23 protein-coding genes and 1 pseudogene are annotated in these 23,439 nt (G+C 39.0%); 15 read left to right on the forward strand and 9 right to left on the reverse strand.

The annotated features are described in order from the left end of the window. Nucleotides 1–130: 130 nt before the first annotated feature. The 4 genes from MUW56_RS19040 to MUW56_RS19055 all read left to right on the forward strand — a co-directional run bounded on the left by MUW56_RS19040 (nt 131) and on the right by MUW56_RS19055 (nt 2,228). Nucleotides 131–355: an ACT domain-containing protein gene (locus tag MUW56_RS19040; protein ID WP_292014674.1), complete on the forward strand. Its 225-nt coding sequence runs from the start codon at nt 131–133 to the stop codon at nt 353–355. Nucleotides 356–369: 14 nt separating this feature from the next. Next, nucleotides 370–528 carry an ACT domain-containing protein gene (locus tag MUW56_RS19045; RefSeq protein ID WP_292015445.1) on the forward strand — a complete coding sequence of 53 codons (159 nt, stop codon included), beginning with the start codon at nt 370–372 and terminating at the stop codon, nt 526–528. 60 nt (nt 529–588) lie between these two features. Continuing rightward, nucleotides 589–906 carry a hypothetical protein gene (locus MUW56_RS19050; RefSeq protein ID WP_292014675.1) on the forward strand — a complete coding sequence of 106 codons (318 nt, stop codon included), beginning with the start codon at nt 589–591 and terminating at the stop codon, nt 904–906. Nucleotides 907–1,334: 428 nt separating this feature from the next. Further along, nucleotides 1,335–2,228, forward strand: a complete 894-nt coding sequence (locus tag MUW56_RS19055; RefSeq protein ID WP_292014676.1) for a hypothetical protein — start codon at nt 1,335–1,337, stop codon at nt 2,226–2,228. 124 nt (nt 2,229–2,352) lie between these two features. On the opposite strand, the gene MUW56_RS19060 is transcribed toward MUW56_RS19055, so the two are convergent. The 3 genes from MUW56_RS19060 to MUW56_RS19070 all read right to left on the reverse strand — a co-directional run bounded on the left by MUW56_RS19060 (nt 2,353) and on the right by MUW56_RS19070 (nt 6,074). Then, on the reverse strand, nt 2,353–2,748 hold the full coding sequence (locus MUW56_RS19060) for a VOC family protein (RefSeq protein ID WP_292014677.1): 396 nt from the start codon (nt 2,746–2,748) through the stop codon (nt 2,353–2,355). 191 nt (nt 2,749–2,939) lie between these two features. Then, entirely contained in the window at nt 2,940–3,740 is an 801-nt protein-coding gene (locus tag MUW56_RS19065) for a DUF4249 domain-containing protein (RefSeq protein WP_292014678.1), read from the reverse strand. A gap of 3 nt (nt 3,741–3,743) precedes the next feature. Then, the gene (locus MUW56_RS19070; protein WP_292014679.1) at nt 3,744–6,074 is read right to left on the reverse strand and encodes a TonB-dependent receptor; all 2,331 of its coding nucleotides are present in this window, start codon (nt 6,072–6,074) and stop codon (nt 3,744–3,746) included. Between the two features lie 498 nt (nt 6,075–6,572). Here MUW56_RS19070 and MUW56_RS19075 point away from each other — a divergent pair. The 11 genes and pseudogenes from MUW56_RS19075 to MUW56_RS19125 all read left to right on the forward strand — a co-directional run. Next, a pseudogene (locus MUW56_RS19075) lies at nt 6,573–6,821 on the forward strand (serine hydrolase); the annotation flags it as partial. A 46-nt stretch (nt 6,822–6,867) separates the two neighbouring features. Beyond that, nucleotides 6,868–7,470 carry a TlpA disulfide reductase family protein gene (locus tag MUW56_RS19080; protein ID WP_292014680.1) on the forward strand — a complete coding sequence of 201 codons (603 nt, stop codon included), beginning with the start codon at nt 6,868–6,870 and terminating at the stop codon, nt 7,468–7,470. Between the two features lie 486 nt (nt 7,471–7,956). Continuing rightward, the gene (locus MUW56_RS19085; RefSeq protein ID WP_292014681.1) at nt 7,957–8,388 is read left to right on the forward strand and encodes a transposase; all 432 of its coding nucleotides are present in this window, start codon (nt 7,957–7,959) and stop codon (nt 8,386–8,388) included. Nucleotides 8,389–8,475: 87 nt separating this feature from the next. Next, nucleotides 8,476–8,805, forward strand: a complete 330-nt coding sequence (locus MUW56_RS19090) for a helix-turn-helix domain-containing protein (protein ID WP_292014682.1) — start codon at nt 8,476–8,478, stop codon at nt 8,803–8,805. Between the two features lie 85 nt (nt 8,806–8,890). Continuing rightward, the gene (locus MUW56_RS19095; protein ID WP_292014683.1) at nt 8,891–9,940 is read left to right on the forward strand and encodes a hypothetical protein; all 1,050 of its coding nucleotides are present in this window, start codon (nt 8,891–8,893) and stop codon (nt 9,938–9,940) included. A gap of 119 nt (nt 9,941–10,059) precedes the next feature. Further along, nucleotides 10,060–11,874 carry a hypothetical protein gene (locus MUW56_RS19100; RefSeq protein WP_292014684.1) on the forward strand — a complete coding sequence of 605 codons (1,815 nt, stop codon included), beginning with the start codon at nt 10,060–10,062 and terminating at the stop codon, nt 11,872–11,874. Between the two features lie 255 nt (nt 11,875–12,129). Beyond that, a complete protein-coding gene (locus tag MUW56_RS19105; RefSeq protein WP_292014685.1) occupies nt 12,130–12,579 on the forward strand; it encodes an AraC family transcriptional regulator in 450 nt (149 codons plus the stop codon). Nucleotides 12,580–12,636: 57 nt separating this feature from the next. Continuing rightward, nucleotides 12,637–13,200 carry a Crp/Fnr family transcriptional regulator gene (locus MUW56_RS19110; protein ID WP_292014686.1) on the forward strand — a complete coding sequence of 188 codons (564 nt, stop codon included), beginning with the start codon at nt 12,637–12,639 and terminating at the stop codon, nt 13,198–13,200. Between the two features lie 100 nt (nt 13,201–13,300). Continuing rightward, a complete protein-coding gene (locus MUW56_RS19115) occupies nt 13,301–13,690 on the forward strand; it encodes a RidA family protein (RefSeq protein ID WP_292014687.1) in 390 nt (129 codons plus the stop codon). 93 nt (nt 13,691–13,783) lie between these two features. Then, complete coding sequence (locus MUW56_RS19120) at nt 13,784–14,572, forward strand: SDR family oxidoreductase (protein ID WP_292014688.1); 789 nt, start codon at nt 13,784–13,786, stop codon at nt 14,570–14,572. A 149-nt stretch (nt 14,573–14,721) separates the two neighbouring features. Further along, nucleotides 14,722–18,207 carry a DUF2723 domain-containing protein gene (locus MUW56_RS19125; RefSeq protein WP_292014689.1) on the forward strand — a complete coding sequence of 1,162 codons (3,486 nt, stop codon included), beginning with the start codon at nt 14,722–14,724 and terminating at the stop codon, nt 18,205–18,207. Nucleotides 18,208–18,271: 64 nt separating this feature from the next. Here the strand turns inward: MUW56_RS19125 and MUW56_RS19130 are convergent, their stop codons facing one another. From MUW56_RS19130 to MUW56_RS19155, 6 genes are all read right to left on the reverse strand, one after another. Further along, the gene (locus MUW56_RS19130; protein WP_292014690.1) at nt 18,272–18,724 is read right to left on the reverse strand and encodes a hemerythrin domain-containing protein; all 453 of its coding nucleotides are present in this window, start codon (nt 18,722–18,724) and stop codon (nt 18,272–18,274) included. Between the two features lie 72 nt (nt 18,725–18,796). After that, complete coding sequence (locus tag MUW56_RS19135; RefSeq protein ID WP_292014691.1) at nt 18,797–21,040, reverse strand: nitric-oxide reductase large subunit; 2,244 nt, start codon at nt 21,038–21,040, stop codon at nt 18,797–18,799. Nucleotides 21,041–21,053: 13 nt separating this feature from the next. Further along, nucleotides 21,054–21,779 (reverse strand): iron-sulfur cluster repair di-iron protein, encoded by a 726-nt coding sequence (gene ric / locus MUW56_RS19140; protein ID WP_292014692.1) that lies wholly within the window; start codon nt 21,777–21,779, stop codon nt 21,054–21,056. Between the two features lie 41 nt (nt 21,780–21,820). Next, nucleotides 21,821–22,243, reverse strand: a complete 423-nt coding sequence (locus MUW56_RS19145) for a c-type cytochrome (RefSeq protein WP_292014693.1) — start codon at nt 22,241–22,243, stop codon at nt 21,821–21,823. A gap of 14 nt (nt 22,244–22,257) precedes the next feature. Then, the gene (locus tag MUW56_RS19150) at nt 22,258–22,710 is read right to left on the reverse strand and encodes a hypothetical protein (protein WP_292014694.1); all 453 of its coding nucleotides are present in this window, start codon (nt 22,708–22,710) and stop codon (nt 22,258–22,260) included. Nucleotides 22,711–22,766: 56 nt separating this feature from the next. Continuing rightward, nucleotides 22,767–23,198, reverse strand: coding sequence for an Rrf2 family transcriptional regulator (locus MUW56_RS19155; RefSeq protein ID WP_292014695.1), 432 nt, complete (start codon nt 23,196–23,198; stop codon nt 22,767–22,769). Nucleotides 23,199–23,439 lie beyond the last annotated feature (241 nt).

Here is a 23,439-nt window from a genome sequence, read left to right on the forward strand (position 1 = left end):
CAAAACCTTCATCTTAAGAAAATAATTATTTTGATTTTTCCCTTTCAGTAGGTACAGGTATAAGAAAATTTCATTTTTTATCAAATGATAAATAGATCCTGTGATCTATCACCTAGTTTTATACCAAAACATGTCAGGAGAAAAAGACTTAGCCGTGCTGCTTCAGGATATGGAACCCGTATTGAATCCCGGAGAATATGTCTTTTGTACCATTGAAAAACTGAGCCGGGTTCCGGGTTTGGTTAAGATTCTGTTTTTCTTCCGGGAAACTGAAGCGGTTACCATAGTCCCGAAAAAAATACAGCGGAGGAATGGAACCTTGATTACACTTATATTTCTTCCTGGATTACCCTGAACATTCATTCTTCACTGGAAGCAGCGGGTCTAACAGCTGCTTTTGCCAACGCACTGAAACAGGCGAATAGCAGCTGTAACGTAATTGCTGCCTATTTTCATGACCATATTTTTGTATCTGAAGATGATGCTGAAAAAGCATTGAAAACTTTGCGTGCACTAAAGTCTGCTTAGAGGAGATATGGTAAAGGAAAATTAAGTATCACTTTAGGTTTCAGCTTTCAAAATGTCTGGTTGCCCCAGCTATCCAGCTTGCCCGATATTATTGCCGGAACAGCCGGATTAAGCGCTGAAGATTCTTTCCTGAAGTTCGGATTTACGGGATCTGCCCAAAGCATTGCCGCCGGAAAAGCATCCTATGCAAGAAGTCAGCTTTATACCACAGACAGAGATCTTCCACTAAGTGATGCCACCTCCAATTCACCGTTTACCGCGGTTTTAAGCTCGGCACAACCCGATGCCAATGCACTGACTGAATTAAAGAGTATTACTTCTTTCTTTCAGAATCATGAGGCTTTTGTGGCAAAGGCATTGGCGTTTTTAGAGAAATAGAATCCCGGTCTTAGCAGAGAAACAGGTATAGCTTACTGTATATGAGTAAGCTTTACTTGATGCTTGCTGTTTTCTTCAATTAAGCAGTTTTTATGATCAAAAAGCTGGAAGCTCAGAAGTGGCTGGCGAATGTTTGAGTAAAAATAAAGTAAATGATTAACGTTGATTGATGAAGAGTTCAGATGCCATTTCAGACTCCATAAAAAACGAGTATAAAACAAAAATAATATATTTTATGGGTGAAAATAATATGTCATTTCAGGTTTGAACTATTAAATTTTACTTCAATTATTAAAAAACACATTAATATATTTATTATTTAGTATATATTCAATTTATTTTGTTTTTTAGTGATAATTAATTACAAGAATGTAATTTTTAATGAATATTATATTAAATATCAGTTTTTTTGTAACTTTAAATAAAAAATGAAAAAAATTTTGTTTCTAATCGTGCTAATGTTCTTTAGCACTAAGCTTAATTCGCAGGTAGGTATTAACACTGTAAACCCGAATAGTACTTTAGTTGTTGAAGGTTCCTATGAAGGGGCTTACAAAGAAATTACGGCTAATACGACTTTAACTATTAATGATCAATACGTAACCGCAACAGGATCAACAGCGCTAACCGTTACCCTACCGGACGGTACTGCAGCCAATTCTTTTTCCGGAAGGATCTACCAAATTAGAAATAATTCCACTCAGGATGTCACGCTTACCGGGTTTGGAGGAACCCAGCTCATCAGAGTGACCGCAGCTGGTCTGGTATCTTCCTATACCATTCCTCCCGGAGCTTATGTCCACGTGGTAAAAAATAATTTATCCAATGCGGCCGGACCTTTATGGGAATTGTCCTTTTTAGGTGCTTCTTTAGCGGTTAATATTAAAACTTTAACCTATGTACGAAAAACAGTTACCCCTATAGACAGCAATACCCCTGCAAATTCTGTGGTCACTATAGGAACAATAAGTATGAGGTTTAACGGGACAACCACTTCCGCGGCTAATATAGAATATAATCTATCGGTTCCTAATCATGTTACTATATTATATCATAAAGCCGGCAGTGGAGGTGTGTCGCTGGAAGAGTGGGGAAGACAAGCTTCTCAGTCCGGAACCTGGTATAATTTTAACGGTGAAGTAGGAAATGCTACAAGAGATATTAATCCCAATAACAGAGATATAGGCTATGCCATTATTGTGCTGCATAATACTAAAGAAGTGTACAGGGTAACTGCTAATGTTAACGGCAGTATAGCAGCCAGCGGATCTGTACCTGCAGCCAATTCATCTGTAACCCTATTTGTCGAGAAATTAGATTAATTTTGAGCTGGATTAAAAAATTGATAAAATGAAGTTGAAACATTGGAATCCAATAACCTTCTATCTGAAGAAATATACTATAAAAACGGCTCCTTGAAGCCGTTTTTTTGATGTAGCAAGAGCTTTAACTAAACTTCTTTACCGCTTCTGCACTCACCGGAGTAAAAAAGTTGACCATATTTCCGTCAGGATCACGAAATAGAAGTGACCGGTTGCCCCAAGGCATGGTTGTAGGCTCCTGAATGATATCTTGGGTGATGGATTTAATATTTTCATAGGCTTCATCTACGTCAGGGACAAGAAACTCTATAATGGTATTTTTTCCACCAGCTGATTCTGTAAGATGTTCGCCAAAAAGCTTCATTGTCCGGGTACTTCCTATGGCTAATGTGATGGTACTGGTAGAAAGTTCGGCGAAATCTTCTGTATACCATTGAGCGGTCAGCCCGGCAGCGTTTTCATAAAATTCAACAATAGGCTTGATGTCTTTTGTAATCATTCTTAATGAGGTCAGTTTCATAATGTCTTAGGTTTTAAGTATCAATAATTTTACACAAAGTTAAGAGAGGGTCATGACAACAGGGTGTCAGCATGGATCTGAATTTTTATAAAGATGAAAACCTGTTTTTTATGAATCTTATTTTGGGTGTCAATAAAAAATCCTGACAAAAAAATGTCAGGATCTAAATAGGGATGTTTTTATAAACGATATTATTTGATCTTATAATCAAGCTCACTGGAGGTGTGGGCTGAGAAATACCCCAAAGCTCCGTTGCTGATATTGCTGGGAGGATTGGAAGGAGTAACGCCGCCGCCATTGTCTCCGGAGATCTGGGTAAGGGCGCTGTAATACGTAAAGATATTATTATCAATACACTGCATTTCTACATGAATGATATCTCCGGCTGTTACCTGATGGTTATTGTCTTTGTCATCATTAGGAAGGACCAAAGGACGTTGGTTAGGTAATCCGTTATTGACATTGTCAGAGAAAACATTGAATACCTTTTTCGCAATATCATTTACTGTAAAGCTGAAAAGATAACGGTTTCCTAATGCTGCGGGATCGGTAAACACCGGTAAAAGCGTATAGGTGGTTGTATTTCCAAACACAAAAGAATCCTGTACCAGCCCTTCAAAATCTACTGCTTCAGGCATGGTGCTTTGGGCGGTATACTGTTTACCTTCTGCCTGTACATTCAGGGTGTAGGTTCTGCCTGATATCCCAACAAATGTAGACGTTTGGTACATTCCCTGGCCTATGTACTGCAGGATTTCTGTTTGTCCTGTATTGTCGCTTAAAATAACCTTAGCTCCGGTAACGGCAGGGTATTGATTGGGCTGTGCAACACCTACGGATTTTGTTATTTTCACTGTGTAGGGCCCGGTCTGATTGGTTACATTCCCTTCGATGACAATGTTTCCGCTCTGATCGGCCAGATCCAGGTCGACCTCTTTTTGGCAGGAAGTGACTGCAAACAAGGATAATATGATTAAAAATGTATTTTTCATGAGTTAAAATTTGAAATTGTAAGTGATGTTAGGTACCCAACGGAATAATGAGGTCTGCATAGCGCGGGTGGTTCCCGGATTATTGGGATTATCTTCAAAAGTGATGGTATAGGCATTTTCACGACCATACAGATTGTAAATACCAAAAGTCCATGATCCACGGAAGCGTTTGTTAGTGCTTGGTTCATACGTAGCGCTCAGATCCATTCTGTGATACGCCGGCATTCTGTCGGCATTTCTGTTGCTGTATTGAAATACCGTCTGCCCGTTCAGTTCATATTTTCCTGTAGGGAAGGTCACCGCATTTCCAGTACTATAAAGGAAAAGCCCGGACATTGACCATTTTTCATTGAATTGATAAGTGGCTACTATAGAAAGATCATGAGTTTTATCCATTCTGGCATTATACCATTCATTATTGTTGATTCCATCGATCTTTCTTTCCGTTTTGGATAAGGTATAAGAGATCCATCCCGTCAGCTTACCGCTTTTCTTTTTGGCGATAAGTTCCAGGCCATAAGCTCTTCCTTTCCCGAACAGCAATTCATTTTCCACATCCGCTCCGGTGTCGAATGAGATTTCAGCTCCGTTTTTAAAGTCGATCTGGTTTTGCATAGATTTATAATAAACCTCTGCATTCAGCTCATAGTTATTGTTGTTGAAATTCCTGCTGTAGCCCACACTGATCTGATCTGCAATTTCCGGTTTCACAGTATAACTGCTTCCAATCCACTGGTCGGTAGGATTTCCGCTATTGCTGTTGCTTAAAAGGTGAAGATTTTGAGTGTTCCGGGAATATCCTCCCTTTACACTGCTGACTTCATTGATCCTGTAATTGGCTGTAATACGGGGCTCCGGATTGACATAGGTTTTTCCGAATTTTCCTTTTTCTAAAAATCTGCTTTCTGCAAGCACTCCGTTTTCATACGTGTTGAAGGTATCTCCTCCCAATACACTGAACATGGAAAGCCTCAGTCCGTAGTTAATGGTCAGCTTTTCTGCAGCCTTAAAGTCATCATTGATATACAGGGCGTTCTCCCATGAATATCTCGGATTTCTCGGAAAGCTGCTCACGCTTGTCCCTGAAGCGCTGCTTGGGGTAAGGGTATGATAAATAGACTGGAGACCAAAACGTACGGAATGCTTGTTCCCGGCAAACCAGGTAAAATCCTGCTTAAGATTCCAGTCCTGGATCTTTGAATTTAAATCGAATACATTATCATTGCTCTTAAGGCTGATTTTATAATCATAATTGCTGTAAATAAACGAGGTATTGGAGAACAATTTACTGTTGATGATACTGTTCCACCGCAAGGTGGCCGTTGTATTTCCCCAGTCGGTAGAAAATGTATTTCCTAATCCCAACACATCTCTTCCGAAATAGGCAGACAGGTAAAGACGGTTGTTCTCATTGAGCTGATAATTGGCTTTCAGATTGAGATCATAAAAGTATAATTTGTTGTCTTTATAGTCTTTATTAGCCTTTAAGAACAGGTCGGCATACGTTCTTCTCCCTGAAACAATGAATGAAGATTTCTCCTTCTGGATAGGCCCTTCCACACTCAGCCTGCTGCTGATGAGTCCGATTCCGCCGTTGACGTTATAATCCTGATTATTCCCGTCTTTCATTTTGACATCCAGTACGGAAGAAAGACGTCCGCCATATTGGGAAGGGCTGTTTCCTTTGATGATACTGGCATCTTTTAAAGCATCACTGTTAAAGGTACTGAAAAAGCCAAGAAGGTGCGAAGCATTATACACAGGAGCTTCATCCAGCAAGATCAGGTTCTGGTCTGTAGCGCCTCCCCTTACACTGAAACCACTGCTTCCCTCACCGTTGCTTTTGATCCCGGGTAGCAGCTGAATGGTTTTCATAACATCTTTTTCTCCAAATAAAACGGGTAGTTTTTCTATATTTTTGATGCTTAACGTTTCAGTTCCCATTTGGGCGGTAGAAAGATTTTTGTCTTTTTTAATCCCTGAGATGACTACTTCATCAATGGCTTTTGATTCTACTTCCTGCGGAATGAGAGGAAGGTCGAGCTTCATATTCTGATCAACCTTGATCTGCTGTTCAAAATCTCTGTATCCCGGATTGGAAATAATGATCGTATAATTGCCTTCCGGTAAGGATAAAGAGTAGAAACCATATTCGTTGGCCACTACATTAACCGAAGGATCTTCATTGACTTTTACGGTAACTCCGATCAGCAGTTCACCGTTTTTTTTGTCTTTAACAGTTCCGCTTACGGAGTATTTCTGCTGGGCTACCGCAAAGGTACTGAGACAGAGAGCAGCGGTGGCTGCCGTAATTTTAAAAAAGGATGTTTGCATTAGTTTTGTTTAAAGGAGTAGATCTCTTCTATAGGAATGTAGTTTATGATGTCTGATTAGTGGGATAAATAAGGAATTAGTTACATAAAAGCGTTAATTTAAATAAATCAGTAAAAAAATAAAATCCTTTATGCGGAACGGACCTTCCGGAAACTCCGGTGGCAAGGATAAACAGGAAATTGTTGTAAAAAATACTATAATAAACTATTTATTGTTTTTTTTATTTTTAAAAAATTAATATTTGTATAAAATTAACTTTATTTAATCATGATAAAAGTCTTACTTTTGATCCAGGATATTTAGGATACCATGAAGACCAAAACAGTTCTTTGCAGTGCATTCATTTTCATAATGATGACAAATCCCGTATCTGCCCGGACAGCATCTCAGCTGGACAAAGAAATAGCTCAAGTAGAATCAGGGCTAATGTCTGCTATGAGATTCGAAGGTAAACCGCTGTGGACTTTGGAATCCCGGATGAAATAGCATCATGTTCCGGGGGTGAGTACTGCCGTGATCAAAAATTCCAGAGTGATCTGGAATAAAATATACAGTTTTGCAGATGTGGAATCTAAGACACCGGTTAATTCCAGGACACTGTTTCAGGCAGCATCAATTACACCGGTAAGTGTTTACGCTGCCTACCTGAAAGCCGGACAAAAGGATAAAGCAAAGCAGAGCGATCAGAAAGTATTGGAAATAAACCCTGAAAATGAAAATGCAGCTGAGATTTTGAAAACATTGTAATGTAAAACTGCTTTTAGAGGGAGTACTTTTATTTTAAATAAGAAATATGGAATATCTGAAAAAGTGGATCAGAAATAATGGGGCTACTGCCATTTTGGTGGTTTTGTTTATTGTGCTGTTAATCAATACGGATGCAAGAGCCTGGCTGATGAGGCAAATCGCTTCAACGGGAATCCTGAATTCCAGCATCTCGGAGCCCAAAGAAAAAGAGGGCGGTCCATCATCTGCTCGTTATGCTGATCTTATCGTAAGAAATGAAGAAGGAGCAGTGCTCAGTACATCTGCTTTAAAAGGTAAAGTCGTTTTTATTAATTTCTGGGCTTCATGGTGCCCTCCCTGCCGGGCAGAGTTTCCTTCTATCCAGGAATTCTATAACCGGTACAGCAATCATCCCCAAATGGTATTTCTTACGGTCAATCTCGATGAAAATCCTGTACTTGGAAAAAACTATATAAAAGAAAAAGGATTTACCATTCCTTTTCTGACCTCTGCAGGAAATATTCCCAGGGAGTATTTTAACGGATCTCTGCCTACTACAGTGGTTCTTGACAAAAAAGGAGAGATTCGTCTTCACCATTCGGGGCTGGCAGATTACAGTAAAGACTCCTTTTATTTCCAAATAGATGCTTTATTAAAGCAGAAGCCGTAATCATGAGAAAATTTCAAATAAAAGAGGATAGAACCGGCTAGGTTCCGTTACCAGTTGATTAAAAATAGAAGCTGAATTTTAAGAGAGAGCAGAGCTGCAAAGCTCTTTCTAAAAACACTGTTATTTCCCAGTACAATACCATATTTTGTGGTAATGGGATGGACACGCAAGTAAAGGCTCGTTTTTCATGAGCAAGAATTTCACAGTTACTTTTGAGTTCCGTGATAAATTACTATTATGTGCTGTTGGCCGTTTATTGGCCAATATGTCAGAAAAATGATCGTGTTACTCTATTCAAAAAAATAGAGTCATTGCTTATTTTTATCTGTTTCAATTCTGAATTTGGATAGTATTTCTATGGTGTGTTAACTGTTTAGCACATATTAATTTACCTTGTTTTTTATCGTCTATTTCTGAAACCGGATATTGCCAGGTTTCTGCCAGGTGTCTGTTTTTTTGATTTTTGTATGCAAATAATTGTTCTTTATGGAATTCAAAGACATACATATAGGAGAAATGCTCAGGACAAAAGCTGCAGAAGTTGATGTAGAGATTTCACGTATCTGTAACTTTTTGAAATGCAATGTGGAAGAAATAGATGAAATGTATAAAGCCGAAAGCTTGGATACCCATCTGTTACTAAGGTGGAGCAAACTTTTAGAATATGACTTTTTCAGGATATACAGCCAGCATCTTATCCTGTATGCTCCGCCGGCAAGTCATGATAACTGTAAGGGAGAAAGCAATGCAAAATCAGTATTGCCACAGTTTCGCAAACATCTTTATACGAAGGAAATCATAGATTTTATTTTGGGAGAGATCAATTCAGGAGCAATGACCAGGAAGCAGGTCACAGAGATTTATAAAATACCCAACTCTACCTTGTATAAATGGTTGAAAAAGTATTCAAATACTTAGAAATCAGTGTAATAAATCGATTGCTCAATAGGGGTATATTGGTTTTTTTTAATAGATAATGACATAAAACAGAAATGAATAGATATCATGGCACACGAAAATAAAGGACCTAACTATAAAAAAATATTTACAGATATCATTGCTGCAAAATATCCCGAAAAAATGCTGAAATGTGAAATGCTTTTATCCAAAGAAAATCTTTCAGTGACGGATGTTATCCAACTCAATGAAATGATTTTTGGAAAAAATGATAATCCCGGTGAGAACAGCCAGAAATTCAGATCTTATGATAAATCTACTATTCTGAAAATACTGGACTATCAAAAACAGAATAAATTAAGTAATATCCAGCTGGCCAATCATTATAAGCTAAGCCGAAACACCATATCAAAGTGGAAGAAAGTCTTTTTGACTTAATTTTATTGTACAATATAGAAGGGAGACGTTGGTCTCCTTTTTTCATGGGTAGTGATAATTTTTCGTTTTTTGAATTTTTATAAAAATGAAAGAAAATAATTTATATTATATAGAAAGTTTATTTTTAGGTATTAATTTGCTTATCAATGCTATAGTTTTTATCAGGAACTATAGGGAATCATCAAGAATAACAAAAGAATACAGGGCTTCAGCGGATCCTAATCGTTCTTTTTTTGAACGGATGTTGTATCTGGGTTCTCAATTTACAGCTACTGAAGCGTACTATGTAAAACGGATCAATCTTTATAGTTACTTTATTATCCTGGCTTGTGCTGCCAATGGCGTAAGCGAGTTGTATTTTAAGCAGTATTTATCTGCCGGGATATTTCTTTTATTGATCATTGAAGTTACAGCCAGTTTTTTTTCGGTTGCCAGGTTCAATAAAGCATTTGTAACCTATTTTTTTGTCCAGCTGACTGTGCTGATTTTTCTGCATGCCGGGAATGGGTTTCCCGAAACATTTGTAGAAATATACTATATTCCTATTGTATTGACTACTATTTTTATATTTAATTTTAAAACAGTAAGAAAATATATTCTTATCATCCTGGCCTGCATTATTGTCGAGTTAGTGATCACTTTCCTAACCGATCATTCTCTGTTTTATAATAACGATATCAGAGGATTTGTTAAAATTAATCAGACGAAAAACTTTGTGAATGTAGGGTTATTTATTATTCTCATATCCTACTTTATCTTTGAAAAGCAGGAGCTTTACAGAAGACTGCATGAGGAGAAAGAGGAAACAGACAAGGAATTCCGGGTATTAAAATCCCGGATCAATGATGCCTTTGAAGAGGTGGTGATGCTGGCCAAAAACAATGATGAAAGATTTACAATACGGTTTATGGAAGTATATCCTGAAAGAACCCAAAAAATAAATACTTCTTTTCCTAATATTTCCGACAAAGATTTCAAACTATGTGCCCTGTTGTATTTTAACTTTAGTAACAAAGAAATAGCAAAATATTTATCTATTGAGATCAAAACGGTAGAATCTCAAAAGTACAGGTTAAGGAAAAAATATAATATTCCTCCCGGAAAAGACATTATGGATTGGATCAATGGATTTTGACTAAGTGTTTGTAATTCGGTAGATTATCTGGTGTGCAGGGTATGTGTAGGGGTGAAAAAATAGTTACATTTTCATACTCAGATTACTTTTGCAGCGATAATAAAAAAATTAACTTGACAATGAAAAATTATTTCCTGAAACGTTTAGGTATTTTCATGTTTTTATTTGTTGTTTATTCTATGAAATCCCAAGTAGGAATTAATACAACAGCGCCCAATACCAATGCTCTTCTCCACATCTCTGAAGTTTACAATGAAACAAAAACTATAAAAGGACTTATTATTCCAAGGGTTACCACTACTGAAAGAGATCATAAGTGGAACCTGTCTGCCAATGCATTGGGAGCTGCCGATGAAGGGCTAACGATCTATAACACAGATGAGAAGTGTTTCAATTATTACAACAGCGAAGAAAATTCATGGAAAAGCCTCTGCGGTTCAATGGGAAATGCAAAGTTCACAATGGACTGCGATACAGTCTCTGTGAACGGAAATTATATAGAAGGCAATAGCCTGAATGATTCAAATTATGTTCTTTATACAGTAGTAAACGTTACAAAGCCCGGTTTGTATTCTATGCAGACCAACACAGTGAATGGATATTCTTTTTCTGCGCAGGGAGTTTTTACTTCTGCCGGAAATACAACAATCAAGCTCACAGGTCAGGGGAAGCCCGCTGCTGCTGCTGCTGCAGATAATTTTCAGGTGACTTCATCCGGGACTACAACCAATCCGGTATGTGATTTTTCTGTAGCCGTAAAACCTGCTGTGTCCGCTTACGCCCTGAACTGTTCAAGTGTTGCCGTAAACGGGCAGTATGCAAAAGGACAGGCACTTAATGCATCCAATACGATTACATTGAGTGTCAGTGTTTCCAATCCGGGGTCCTATAGCATAACAACTCCGGAGACCAAAGGCATCAGCTTTTCTGCGAGCGGAACTTTTTCAGGAACAGGATCTCAGCAAATAACATTAGTAGGAAGCGGTACACCCACTGTAAATAGTGATTTTTCGTTAGACATTAATGCAAACACCATCTCCGGCAATGCTTCATGCAGTACCACTGTACCTGTTGTACTTCCGGCCATGACCTACGGAATGATTGGAACCAATAGTGTTTATTCATGGTCCAATATAAGACAAACCGCCCTTAGCAATGGAGCCAACTTTGGTCCTAACGGAATTGTAAAAACACTAGGATTGAGCCAGGCATGGGCGACCGACAATGCCACAACAGCAGCTGCGAATATTATCAATAATCCTCCGGATATTATTTTATATTTTGCCAATGCAGCCCCAAACAGTCCTCAATTGATAACAGCTTTGACAAATTATGTAAAAAAAGGAGGTGTTTTGATCTATTCCAGCACTTCTAATACTGATGGACTGACTACCACAAGAACTTTATTGACAGAAATCTTCAATTTACCCGGTTCAGCTGTAAACTGGCAAACCAATTGTTCTGCAAACTGTCCTTCAAGCTGGCCTAATGATGATAATGATTATGTAATAAACCCATTATCCAATGATCCTGTTGTAAATGGCCCTTTTGGTAACCTGGCCGGGAAATATTGGGGAGAAGATGATACTACCACCGGAACAATAATATTGAGTTCGCTTCCAGGAGGATCTGTACAGGTGGCTTCGGCTAATAATAACTGGGGGCATACCAATGTGAATCCTGATTCTTCAGTGGTTTGGTATAATAATGATTATAATTTCTTCATGTTTGGAGATTCCATAGGAGCTGCAGCCAATAATACAGATTTTGGATCTTATCCTTCTAACTTTACCTCTGCAGGAGTACCTTTATCAAAACAATATGGAAATGGCGATAATAATGGCTCTCCTTTTGTCTATGCATCGGCATTAGAATTGAATGCAGTAGCATGGGCGATTAAAAAAGCAGCTACAGCAGGGATAAATCCTCACTAATTTTATAATCATAGATTAAGATTCTATATTGTTTAAAAAGTCTGGTGGGCTTTACCGAACTTTTCGCGTACATTGCTTTACGTCTGAAAATGAGATTGTAAATCAGAAATAAATATAGATTTTGTTGTTACACCTATGTAGATGAAAAGTAGTTTTTATTTTCCTTGTTTAGTTATAGCACTCACAATACTTCTGTTTTTGTTTTGCCTGATTTGTACTGTATTGTATTTCAGGGATAAAAAAAAGAGAAAGGAGTTGAATTTTCCTGATTCTTCAACGCCGTTTCCAAAAAAAGAAGAAGTATACTTTGAAAACAAAGAAAGAGAATCCGCAGTTCATGCGGCTGTCACGATAAGTGAAGAGGCTGTAATTCAGATATTGGAAGGACTCGAGTTGTTTGAAAAAGAGCAACAGTACAGGGAGAAAGGGATTACACAGGGGAAGTTGGCTACCCGGTTACAGACCAATACCAAATATTTGTCCTTGGTCATTAAAAATTATAAAGCTGAAAACTTCAATCTATACATCAATAAATTAAGGATCAGTTATGTTGTAGAAAAACTGGCAGACGATCCTGAATACAGAAAATATAAAATCAGCTACCTGGCAGATGAGACGGGCTTTGCAACACATTCTGCATTTACAAGAACCTTTAGGGAGATCACAGGTGCTACTCCTTCTTCTTATATCAGTTCGCTAAAATAGGATGAATGGGAACCTGCATCCGGAAAAATAGTATTTTTATGGTTTAAGAAATAAAGTATGCTGGATCAGTTAAGAGCACACATTGAAAAAGTTATTCCTCTCAGCGATGATGAATTTGAGAAGGTATCATCTTTTTTTACCGGTAAAAAATACAAAAAACATCAGTTCTTAATACAGGAAGGAGAAGATGTTCCCTGCAATTATTTTGTAGTGAAGGGACTTTTGAAATTAGTATATACAGATGAGGCAGGGAAGGAGCACATAGTAGGGTTTGCCATGGAGGACTGGTGGGAAACTGATTTTCCTGCTTACTATCAGCAGACTAAAGCCACGATGTCACTGGAATGTATAGAAGATACCGAAGTTTTATGTCTTGGCTTAGAAGATTACAGAGCGCTGTGCTCTGTGCTTCCAAAGCTGGAACATTTCTTTCTGGAGAAAGCCTATATGGGATTTATTGCAGCACAGCAGCGTATCATTTCTACCATGACGACAGGAATAAAAGAACGCTACGAACAGCTGCTGAAAAAATATCCTGCATTGATCCAGCGTGTTCCCAAATCACTTCTTGCCGCCTATTTGGGCGTTTCCAGGGAAACATTAAGCCGGCTACCCCTGTAAAACTGTGATGTTCCTCACTTCAAAATCGTGATCCGGATCACACAGGTTTGCCGTACCCGTTCAGCAATTTTGCAAGGTAACGTAAAACAATCGAAAAACAATGGAAAAAAGAACTGTAAACCCATGGAAATGGCAGGATGAAAGAAGCTATTCCCAGGCTGTTGAGGTGAAAAATGTGGAAAGCACTTTATACTGCTCGGGGCAGGCTGCTGTTGATCCCGACGGAACATCAAGTGATAAAGACATGAAATCCCAGCTCGAACAGGCGATTGCCAATCTTGAAGAAGTGATTCATACAGCCGGCTATGACTGTCGTGGAATCGTAAGATTAAATATATATACCACTTCTACCGAAGAACTATGGCCTTATTTCCCGATTCTTCAGGAATGGATTGCAAAACACCAGATCGAACAGGCTGTAACCATGCTGGAAGTAAACGGCTTATTTGAAACATTAAAAGTAGAGCTGGAAGCTACTGTTGTTAAATGATCATTGATGATCCGTTCAAACATAGACCTTCAAAGTATATTGAAGGTTTTTTCTTACATTTATCATGAGCAATCAGTAATCAATACAGAACTTATGAATATTCAACTTTTCTCAAAAAATGCTTTAGTAGGAGCTGCGACGCAAGGTATAGGAGCCGGAATTGCTGTTGAACTGGCAAAATGCGGGGCCAATGTCACTGTAATGGCCCGTAATGAAACAAAACTTCGGAATATGGTGTCGGTACTGCCTGTACTGCATCCGGACCAAAAACATCAGTATCTGGTAGCTGACTTTTCTGATTTTGAAAGTTATAAAAAAATAATTACAGCTTATTTTAGCACCCATTCAGTTGATATTCTGGTTAACAATACGAATGGTCCGGAACCGGGCTTAGCCCTTGATAAAAAAGTGGATGACTATCAGCACGCATTTGATCTGCTCTTTAAAACAGTCTGCGAAACCACCTTACTGGCTTTACCTTATATGATCGAACAGAGAAACGGGCGTATCATCAACGTATCTTCATTATCTGTGAAAGAGCCCATCGGTAATCTGGCACTTTCCAATACGGTCCGCTCGGCAGTAATAGCCTGGGCCAAGACTTTATCGAATGAGGTTGCACAGCATAATGTTACTGTGAATAATGTTTTAACAGGATATTTTGATACGGAACGTATTCAGAACCTCATGAATCATGAAGCTCAGCAAACCGGTGCTTCCCCTGAAGAAATAAAAAAAGCCAGGGAAAATAAAATCCCGATGAAAAGATTGGGACAACCGGAGGAATATGGACATCTGGTAGCTTTTCTGGCTTCAGAATATTCATCTTACCTTACCGGAGCAAGCATTCCTCTGGATGGAGGGTTGAATAATACGTATTAAAGAATTATAATTTGTCTTATTAAAAGGTAAACCTCCAGGTCTTGAATCTGGAGGCTTTTTATGAAATTTTATAAAATCCAGGATTTTCACAACCTTGTGTAATATTTTCTTCCCATTAATTGTCTTATTGATGATTGGAAAATAGTACTATGAAAAATTGGTCTTTTAAAAAATGGAACACCGTATTGGGATGGTTCCTTTTCGCTATTGCATTCATTACCTATCTCTCTACGGTAGAGCATTATCTGAGTTTTTGGGATTGCGGCGAATATATTTCTTCTGCGGTAAAACTTGAAGTGACACACGCTCCGGGAGCTGCTTTATTCCAGATTATGGGCGCTGTAGCCAGTATTTTTGCATTAGGAAATGAGCAGAACTATGCTATTGTCATCAATGTGATGTCTGCACTGTTCAGTGCATTCACGATTTTGTTTTTGTTTTGGACGATCACTCATTTTTTAAGAAGACTTTTAAATAAAGATATTGAAGAGATTACCAGACCTCAGGAAATTTCAATCCTGTTTGCGGGAATGATCGGGGCTTTATGTTTTACCTTTTCAGATACCTTTTGGTTTTCAGCAGTAGAAGGAGAGGTGTATTCAATGGCTTCGATGTTTATGGCACTGTTGGTTTGGCTGGTTACCAAATGGGAGAATGAATATAAAGCAGCATACAGTGAAAGATGGATTATTCTTATCTTCTTTATTGTGGGACTTTCCGTAGGGGTGCATATGATGTGTATGCTGGCAATTCCTACCGTATGCCTGGTATATTATGCAAGAAAATATACCTTCACATGGAAGCGCTTTATGGTTGCTAATCTGATTACCTTGGGTATTCTGGCATTTGTTTTTAAGCTGATTTTCCCTTTGATCATGACGATCTTCGGAAGGTTAGAGATTTTCTTCGTGAATGGACTTGGGCTTCCTTTCCATTCAGGAACTATTGCAGCCTTTGTTTTGATGGCTGTGATCTGCTATTTGATGATCAGATATTCCGGAAGAACTAAAAATAATATTGATCGGACCATTGTTTTATCCGTAGTGTATATGATCATTGGATTTTCCTGCTGGATGGTGATTCCCGTAAGAGCCAATGCAAATCCGCCGATGAATCTCAATGATCCTGATACAGCAATAGGCATGAGAGATTATTATAACAGGGCACAATATGGTGATTGGCCAACGGCTTATGGCCAGAATTATACCGCATTTCTCGATGCAAAAGGGATTGAAAAAAATGAAGACGGAAGCTACAGAACAGAAAAAACAGGAGATATTTATGAAAAGGATGAAAAATCCGGTACCTATAGAAAAACCGGTGAAAGATTCAATTATGTGTTCAGTAAATCCCATATAAGTTTTATGCCCAGAATGTTTAATGAAGATAAGGATGTCATGGCCAATTATATTGCATTGTATGGCGCTCCCGACTTTACATTCAATGATGAAAATGAAGATGTTGCAGACAATCCGCAGGCCAGACAGGTCTATGATGAATTGAGAGCCAGATATGAAGACGATTCTATTACTGCTTCAGATTATCTGAAAGTGAAACCATACGACCTGATCAAGGTTCAGAAGCCCTCTTTTGCCCAGAATATGGATTATTTCATTTCTTTCCAAAACGGCTATTATTTTGTGAGATACCTGATGTGGAATTTTGTCGGAAGACAGAACGACCTGCAGGGCCATATGGAAAATACGCATGGAAACTGGATTTCAGGAATATCTTTTATCGACAGTACTTTACTTGGAGATCAGGATAAAATGCCTGCTAAGTTCAAGAATGAAAGTACCGTTACACTTTTCTTCCTTCCATTGATTTTAGGTTTAATCGGGTTCTTTTTCCAGCTGAACAGGGATTTTGGAAGATTCTATGCTCTATTATCCCTATTTGTCTTAACCAGTGTTGGAATCGTTTTTTATACGGGAGTAAAACCTTTTGAAGTAAGAGAAAGGGATTATGCAATGGTGGGCTCATTCTACGCTTTTGCGATTTGGATCGGGCTGGGAGCCGGAGCGGTCTTATGGTTTCTGCAATCCAAAATAAAATCTAATGTGGGCACTATAGTTTTAGGGATTGTTTTAATGGGGATCCCTTTCATGATGGGCTTTCAGAATTATACCTCACATGACCGCAGCAAGAAATCAGCCGCGTATGATTATGCGTATTCATTTCTCAGGTCATTACCGAAAAATGATATCATTTTCATTTATGGGGATAATGATACCTTTCCTGTGTGGGCCATCCAGGAAACCGAAAGATTCAGAGATGATGTGAAAACAGTCAACTTCACGCTTTTAGCCATGCCGTGGAGTATAGACCAGGTGAAAAGAAGAACGTACAATGCGATGGGAATTCCAAGCCAGCTGACCCATGAAGATTACAGAGATGGGGTGAATGATCAGGTTTATTTGATGAAAAAAGAAGACTGGGAAGGCATTTTCTCTATGCTGAAAGAACAGGGAACGTCTGAAACAGAATTCCGGTCCTTCAGAAAATATCTGACGCAGGATACTTTAACCTTAAAAGAAGCCATTGATTTTATTAAATTCAAGTCTCCTGAAAAAGACCGGCTTTTAAAAATGTATTTCGGGGAGGAGAAGTATGAAAGATACAACATTCTTCCGGTAAACAAATTTATCCTTCCTGTTAATAAGGAAAACGCGCTGAAGGCAGGAATCATCAGCCAGGCAGATCTTCCGGATGCCGTAGATCAGATTATGATTACCTATAAGGGGAATACACTTTTCAAAAATAATCTGATGATGCTGGATCTGTTGGCCAACTTCGATTGGAAACGTCCGGTCAACTTCTCATCAGGAGGAATGTATGACAGTGAGAATATTTTCTACCTCGATGATTACCTTCAGTTTGAAGGATTTAGCTACAGGCTGGTGCCTATCCGTACCTCTCAAAGTCCTGATGGCGATAAAGGCAGGGTAGATGCCAGTTCTCTGTATAATGTGGTGAAAAATTTCCGATGGGGGAATTTTAAAGATTTGAGTATCTATTACGACGAAACAGCTACTTCAAACATTATCGGCTATAGAATGTCGGTGAGCAGAGCCGCTTCAGTATTAGCATTGAGCGGTCAGAAATCAAAAGCACTGGAAATTCTTGATCTTGCAGCTAAGGAAATTCCTGCTGAGAAATATAACGATCCACGATCTTTAAGTTCTATTGTATCCGGATATATCATTGCAGGACAGGAACAGAAAGGGCTTCAGCTGGCAGAAAACCTTAAGAAAGGAATCTTTGAAGAATATGACTATTATCTGACTCTTTCACCTTCATTCCAGACAGCAGCCGGAAAACAGATGCGGACAAAACCTATGGAGTATGCCCTTATTGTTTCTGCTGTTACAGAGGCATATAAAACCATCCGGCAACAAGAAAAAGCCTATGCTTATCTGGTGAAATCTATTGAGCCGATCGACAAAAAATTCAATGTTTTTGTAAAAGGACTTCAGAAAATGAATAAAGAAAAAGCCGTGAAAGAAGCTGAAAATGTACAGCGAATTACCCCTTTTTACCAATATTTATTTGATATGATGGAACCTTTTGATTCCACCTATTCCAGGAAGAAAGAAAACCAGATTACTGCTGCCATGATGAAAGCAACACAATAATCTGGATTGTCAAAATAAAAAGTCTTCAGGCACTTTGGTCTGAAGACTTTTTAGTTATATTTCTTTATTTCCAGAATTCATCTTTATAGCTGTCTTTTTCATCAGAATGAATCCTGTTCAGTTCTTTCCCGATTTTCTTTAAAGTTTCCGCATCCAGTTTTTCTTCAAGATGGGGAAACCAACTGCGTTCTTCAAAACGGATATGCTGATCCAGAAGGTCTGCAAACTCTAAACACAGTTCCGTATTTCCTTCGTTTTCAATGGAAGAAACCAGGGTTTTTATCCGGAAATGTTCAGATTGTACCCGGAAAGAGTATTCATCCTTAAGACAGGGAAACAGGATTTGCTCCTCTTCACGGAAATGTTCTTCCAGATGATTTTTCCAAAAATAAAAAATGTAGCTTCTTATTCTGGAGCTTTCAACTTCTTTTTTTACTTCCTGTCTGATTTTCCAGCTGCAAAGCAATCCAAAATGATGATCCCGGGAGAGTATCATAATATTTTCATTACGTTTCATGATGTATTGAGTAAAGATCAATAATACCCCCTCAAAGCTCAGGAGCCTGTGAGGGATAAAGAGAAAATTCGATTATCTTTTTTCTTTCAGTGACCAGCCGAATTTTAATCCCATGATAAAAATAACCAGCAAAAGTTCTCCTGCAGCCAGTAAAATATCTCCGGGAACACGCATCCATCTTAAAAAATGCATGATATCTGTCTGCATAAATTCTGCAGAACGCGCATACCAATAGCCTTCTTTAATGGAAGCCACAGACTGCATGATTCCTATCGGCAGAAGACTGATCGTTACCATAACCAGCAGTCCGATATTGGTCAGCCAGAATGCCCAGCTTATCAATCGATCATTCCATTGCCGGTCTGCATACAGGCCTCTTAAGACAAACATCATGAGTCCAATTCCTAAAATTCCGTATACCCCGAATAAGGCGGCATGCCCATGAACAGCTGTTGTATTCAGTCCCTGGATATAGTACAATGCAATCGGCGGATTGATGGCAAATCCGAAAATTCCAGCCCCTAAAAAGTTCCAAAAACACATGGCAATGAAACAGTAGATGGGCCATTTATAAGCCTGAATCCATTTTGTTGATTTACTGAGCTGGTAATTCTGATATGCTTCATACCCGATCAACACCAGCGGCACAATTTCCAGTGCACTGAAAGTCGCTCCCAATGCCAGTACAGCAGTGGGGGTAGCACTGAAATAAAGGTGATGGAATGTTCCTAAAATACCTCCGGCAAGAAATATAATGGTGGAGAACAATACAGCATGGGTGGCGGCTTTTAGTCGTAACAGTCCTAACCTTGTAAATAAAAATGCAGCCACTACGGTTGCAAAAACCTCAAAGAATCCTTCTACCCACAGGTGAACGACCCACCATCTCCAGTATTCTGCAATCGCCATATGGGTTTGTCTGCCATACATCAGCCCCGCTCCGTAAAATAAGGCTATGGCTACGGATGAAAGCGTGAATAATGTGAGTAAATGACGGTCTCCGTCTTTTCGTTTTAAAGCAGGAAGCAGGGCTCTTACCATTAAAACTAACCAAAGAATAAGCCCAACCAGCAACAGGATCTGCCAAACCCGTCCCAGTTCCACATACTCATATCCCTGATGCCCCCAAAGGAAGTTATCAACTAAACCGAGCTTTTGCATTACGCCCAGCCATTGCCCGGTTAAAGATCCTGAAACTACGATCAGCAAAGCCACAAATAATATATTAACGCCCAGCTTCTGATATTTGGGTTCATATCCCGAAACGGCCGGAGCAATGTAAAGTCCTGTCGCCAGCCAGGAAGTGGCAATCCAGAATATAGCCAGCTGTACGTGCCAGCTTCTGGAAACCGACTGTGGTAAAAACTGATCTAAGGGGATCCCATAAAACCCGCTTCCTTCCACACCGTAATGAGCGGTCACTACACCTGCAAGCATCTGAACCAGGATCAGTAAAGCAACTACCCAGATGTATTTTAAAGTGGCTTTCATAGAAGGAGTCGGTTTCATATTCCGCAGGGGATCCTCAAGAGGAAGAGCTTCGCTGATCTCTTCTTCTTTGTTTCTGGCATGATAAAAGACCAGAAGACCTACACAGGCCAACAGCAGCAATACACTGAATCCCGACCATAAATGCAGGGACGGCGGCGGCACGTTTCCCACCGATTCGTCATGAGGCCAGTTGTTGGTATACGTAACATCATCTCCCGGTCGTTCGGTAATGCAAACCCAGGAACTCCACGCAAAGAAAACATTCATCTGGGCCATTCTTTCAGCATCTTTGACCGTGTTTTTCGGGATGGCATACTGGTCCCGCAGTTTTGCCATGGAAGAATCACCCATGAATAATTTTGCATAATACTGACCTAAGAGTTTCTGTACTTCCGCTCTTTCAGGAGAGAAAACAATTTCATTGCGGGCTTCGTTGAATGTATTGGTGCGAAGTTCTTTTTTCAACAGCACCTGATATTTGGCCTGCTCATCATCAGGAAGTTCTTTATAAGATTTTCCGTCTTTTTTAGCCAGCTGATCAAGGAGCAGGAGCGATTCCCGGTGAAGGTAATCAGCCGTCCAGTCCGGAGCAATATAAGCCCCGTGTCCCCAGATACTTCCCACAGTTTGTCCTCCGATAGACTGCCAGACATTCTGACCGTCTTTAATATCCTGTCCGGTAGCGATCACCGTACCGTCTGTACTTACTATTTTATCGGGGATAGGCGGGACTTTCCTGTAAATTTCAGTTCCGTAAAATATAAGGACTGCAAACGAAGCAATCATGACTACAGCAAGCCATCTCCAAAGTTTTTTAGGGGTCATTCCGTATTTATTTTTAAGATTCTACACGACATTCTTTTTCCATTCGGATGGCTTTCGGGAAAAGGATATTATTTTCCAGGTGGATATGCTTATGCAGGTCATTTTCAAAATCCTGAAGCATTGCAAAAGCTACTTTATAAGTATTGCAGGCATCTGCAGGAGGGAGATATTCGTCTGTGATTGCTGCGATTTTTCTAAAGCGGTCTCCTTCCACGGTGTGTTCGTGCTGCATCATATTGACCGGGTTTTCCACGGTTCCAAAAACCGGATATGGAAGTACGGTTCCTGATATTTTTGCTTTAACCATATTTCTCACAAAAGGAAACAGGATCAGTTCTTCTTTTTTCATGTGCGCTGCGAGATCATGAGCAGATTCATTAAATAAAGTATTGATTTCAAACAATTCAGGATGTCTTTCCCCATGCACTTTGCATAATTTGTTAAGAAAGGCCTGCAAAACAGGAGTTTTTTCTTCTACATACCGGTGGTGGGTTTTTTCAATATAATCTGCCAGGAGATCCAGTGGCCAGCTGCTGAAATCTATGGAACCGGCTTCATTTTTTGGAAGAGATTCCAGTTCATCATAGATCTTTTCCGGATCAAGCTTTTTGTTATAACAAGCTTCTTCAATGGTTCTTCCCCCTTTACAGCAGAAATCTATTCCATGTCTTTTAAAAATAGCTGCTGTTCTGAAATCTTCGGCTACGATGTTTCCTATAAAGTCTGTTTTTGTATTCATAATTTAATACTTTTTTGTCTTTTATTATTTTAAATTTTTTTTTATTGGTTTTTAAGGGAAAGAATATATTTCACCATTAGTTTTGCGTTGTCTTTGCTCAGCCCTGTATGGGGAGTCATTGGAATATGACCCCAGTTTCCTTTTCCGCCGTCAATAATTTTCTGTGCCAGCATATCAAGATCTGCTTCCGTGTACTTTGCAGCCACTTCCTGATAAGAAGGACCTATTAATTTGGCATCCATTTTATGGCAGGTAAGGCAGTCGGTTCCTTCAATCAATTTCAATCCCTCATCCCGCGAGGTATTGTTTGAAACAGGAACACCAGGAGGCTCAGCGGGTTGTGATGCTGACTGTCCGTTATAAGGCTCAGGCTGTGGAATCGGAGTTGTTTCAGTCTTGGAGCAGGAGAGAAGAAAAATTGATAAAGCCAATATCACTGCGGTAGGTAAGGATTGTGTTTTCATAATGAATGATATAATTAGTTGTATGGAAGTCCGGTTTTAAACTGTAAACTAATAGCCAGTACCATCACTACAGCTTTTATGGTTTCAGCATAAATAAAATAATCATGCAATGGAGTAGGCGGGAGTGCTTTTCCTGATGAAAGCAGATGTACTCTCGAGTCCAGGACCGGAAGCATCCAGCACTGTTCTACAATAAGAATGAGAAAGAGAACTATAAGGACCAGCACATCCAATTTCGTATAATTTTTGCGGCTTACCCACATGCCTGTCAGGATTAAAATCAGAAATGCACCCTGTAATTTTGTTGATATTCCAAACATCAGTTTTCCCAGTCCCAAAGCGGTTGGCAATGTCATTCCCTGTACCTGAAATTTCAATGTCGTTTCTAAAAAACTAACCGTCATAAACATTCCGGCCATCAGGCAAAACAACATCAGGACGAAAGGGTTTTTAAGATAGAATTTCATTTTTTTTTAATTTAATATATTAAGATCTTTTTGTCTTTTATTTATTCAAATTTTTTTTATGTTTTAAGATAGGTCAGTTTTAAATCGAGGTTGTCTGCAAACATCTGTATCTGAGAGTTTTCCAGCATCTTGCGAAGATTATTCCTGATGCTTTTAAACTGATCGTGAAGAGGGCAGGGATGAGTTTCCGAACACTGTTCAAGACCCAATCCGCAGCCTGAGAAGAGCTTGTCACCATCAATTTCCCTTACAATATCAGCAATGCTGACATCCCGATTTTTTTGATCCATATAAAACCCTCCATTGGGGCCTTTCGCAGACTGAACAAATCCTTTCCTGCTCAAATCCTGTAAGATCTTGGCAATAAAATATTCCGGCGAATTGATGCTTTTTGAAATGTCCTTAATCCCAACCCGGCTGTCATTTTTAGACTGCTGGGCGATATAGATTAAAGCTCTTAAAGCGTATTCGCAAGTTTTGGAAAACATGGTTCTGAATTTTGTACGACAAAGATATAAAGTTATTTTTAATAAAAGACAAAAAACTCTTTTTTTTTTCTAAAGCTTGACAAAGATCACAACAAATGTTTTTTGGGCTTTTTAACCACAAAAGTCACAAAAGTTGTATTGTAAACACTTTAGTTCACTTAAGTAAGTTTAAATAGTGCTGCCTAAATAAATATAAGAAAAAAACAAAGATTTTCAATGACTTCACTTGTGTGGTTTTTAT

The organism is Chryseobacterium sp., assembly GCF_022869225.1.
Classification (GTDB): Bacteria; Bacteroidota; Bacteroidia; order Flavobacteriales; family Weeksellaceae; genus Chryseobacterium.

Excerpts from the sequence above, each read along its gene's own strand:
- MUW56_RS19040 (WP_292014674.1), top strand. The coding sequence starts at position 131 with ATGTCAGGAGAAAAAGACTTAGCCGTGCTGCTTCAGGATATGGAACCC.
- MUW56_RS19055 (WP_292014676.1), top strand. The coding sequence starts at position 1,335 with ATGAAAAAAATTTTGTTTCTAATCGTGCTAATGTTCTTTAGCACTAAG.
- MUW56_RS19060 (WP_292014677.1), bottom strand. The coding sequence starts at position 2,748 with ATGAAACTGACCTCATTAAGAATGATTACAAAAGACATCAAGCCTATT.
- MUW56_RS19065 (WP_292014678.1), bottom strand. The coding sequence starts at position 3,740 with ATGAAAAATACATTTTTAATCATATTATCCTTGTTTGCAGTCACTTCC.
- MUW56_RS19070 (WP_292014679.1), bottom strand. The coding sequence starts at position 6,074 with ATGCAAACATCCTTTTTTAAAATTACGGCAGCCACCGCTGCTCTCTGT.
- MUW56_RS19080 (WP_292014680.1), top strand. The coding sequence starts at position 6,868 with ATGGAATATCTGAAAAAGTGGATCAGAAATAATGGGGCTACTGCCATT.
- MUW56_RS19085 (WP_292014681.1), top strand. The coding sequence starts at position 7,957 with ATGGAATTCAAAGACATACATATAGGAGAAATGCTCAGGACAAAAGCT.
- MUW56_RS19090 (WP_292014682.1), top strand. The coding sequence starts at position 8,476 with ATGGCACACGAAAATAAAGGACCTAACTATAAAAAAATATTTACAGAT.
- MUW56_RS19095 (WP_292014683.1), top strand. The coding sequence starts at position 8,891 with ATGAAAGAAAATAATTTATATTATATAGAAAGTTTATTTTTAGGTATT.
- MUW56_RS19100 (WP_292014684.1), top strand. The coding sequence starts at position 10,060 with ATGAAAAATTATTTCCTGAAACGTTTAGGTATTTTCATGTTTTTATTT.
- MUW56_RS19110 (WP_292014686.1), top strand. The coding sequence starts at position 12,637 with ATGCTGGATCAGTTAAGAGCACACATTGAAAAAGTTATTCCTCTCAGC.
- MUW56_RS19115 (WP_292014687.1), top strand. The coding sequence starts at position 13,301 with ATGGAAAAAAGAACTGTAAACCCATGGAAATGGCAGGATGAAAGAAGC.
- MUW56_RS19120 (WP_292014688.1), top strand. The coding sequence starts at position 13,784 with ATGAATATTCAACTTTTCTCAAAAAATGCTTTAGTAGGAGCTGCGACG.
- MUW56_RS19125 (WP_292014689.1), top strand. The coding sequence starts at position 14,722 with ATGAAAAATTGGTCTTTTAAAAAATGGAACACCGTATTGGGATGGTTC.
- MUW56_RS19130 (WP_292014690.1), bottom strand. The coding sequence starts at position 18,724 with ATGAAACGTAATGAAAATATTATGATACTCTCCCGGGATCATCATTTT.
- MUW56_RS19135 (WP_292014691.1), bottom strand. The coding sequence starts at position 21,040 with ATGACCCCTAAAAAACTTTGGAGATGGCTTGCTGTAGTCATGATTGCT.
- ric (WP_292014692.1), bottom strand. The coding sequence starts at position 21,779 with ATGAATACAAAAACAGACTTTATAGGAAACATCGTAGCCGAAGATTTC.
- MUW56_RS19145 (WP_292014693.1), bottom strand. The coding sequence starts at position 22,243 with ATGAAAACACAATCCTTACCTACCGCAGTGATATTGGCTTTATCAATT.
- MUW56_RS19150 (WP_292014694.1), bottom strand. The coding sequence starts at position 22,710 with ATGAAATTCTATCTTAAAAACCCTTTCGTCCTGATGTTGTTTTGCCTG.
- MUW56_RS19155 (WP_292014695.1), bottom strand. The coding sequence starts at position 23,198 with ATGTTTTCCAAAACTTGCGAATACGCTTTAAGAGCTTTAATCTATATC.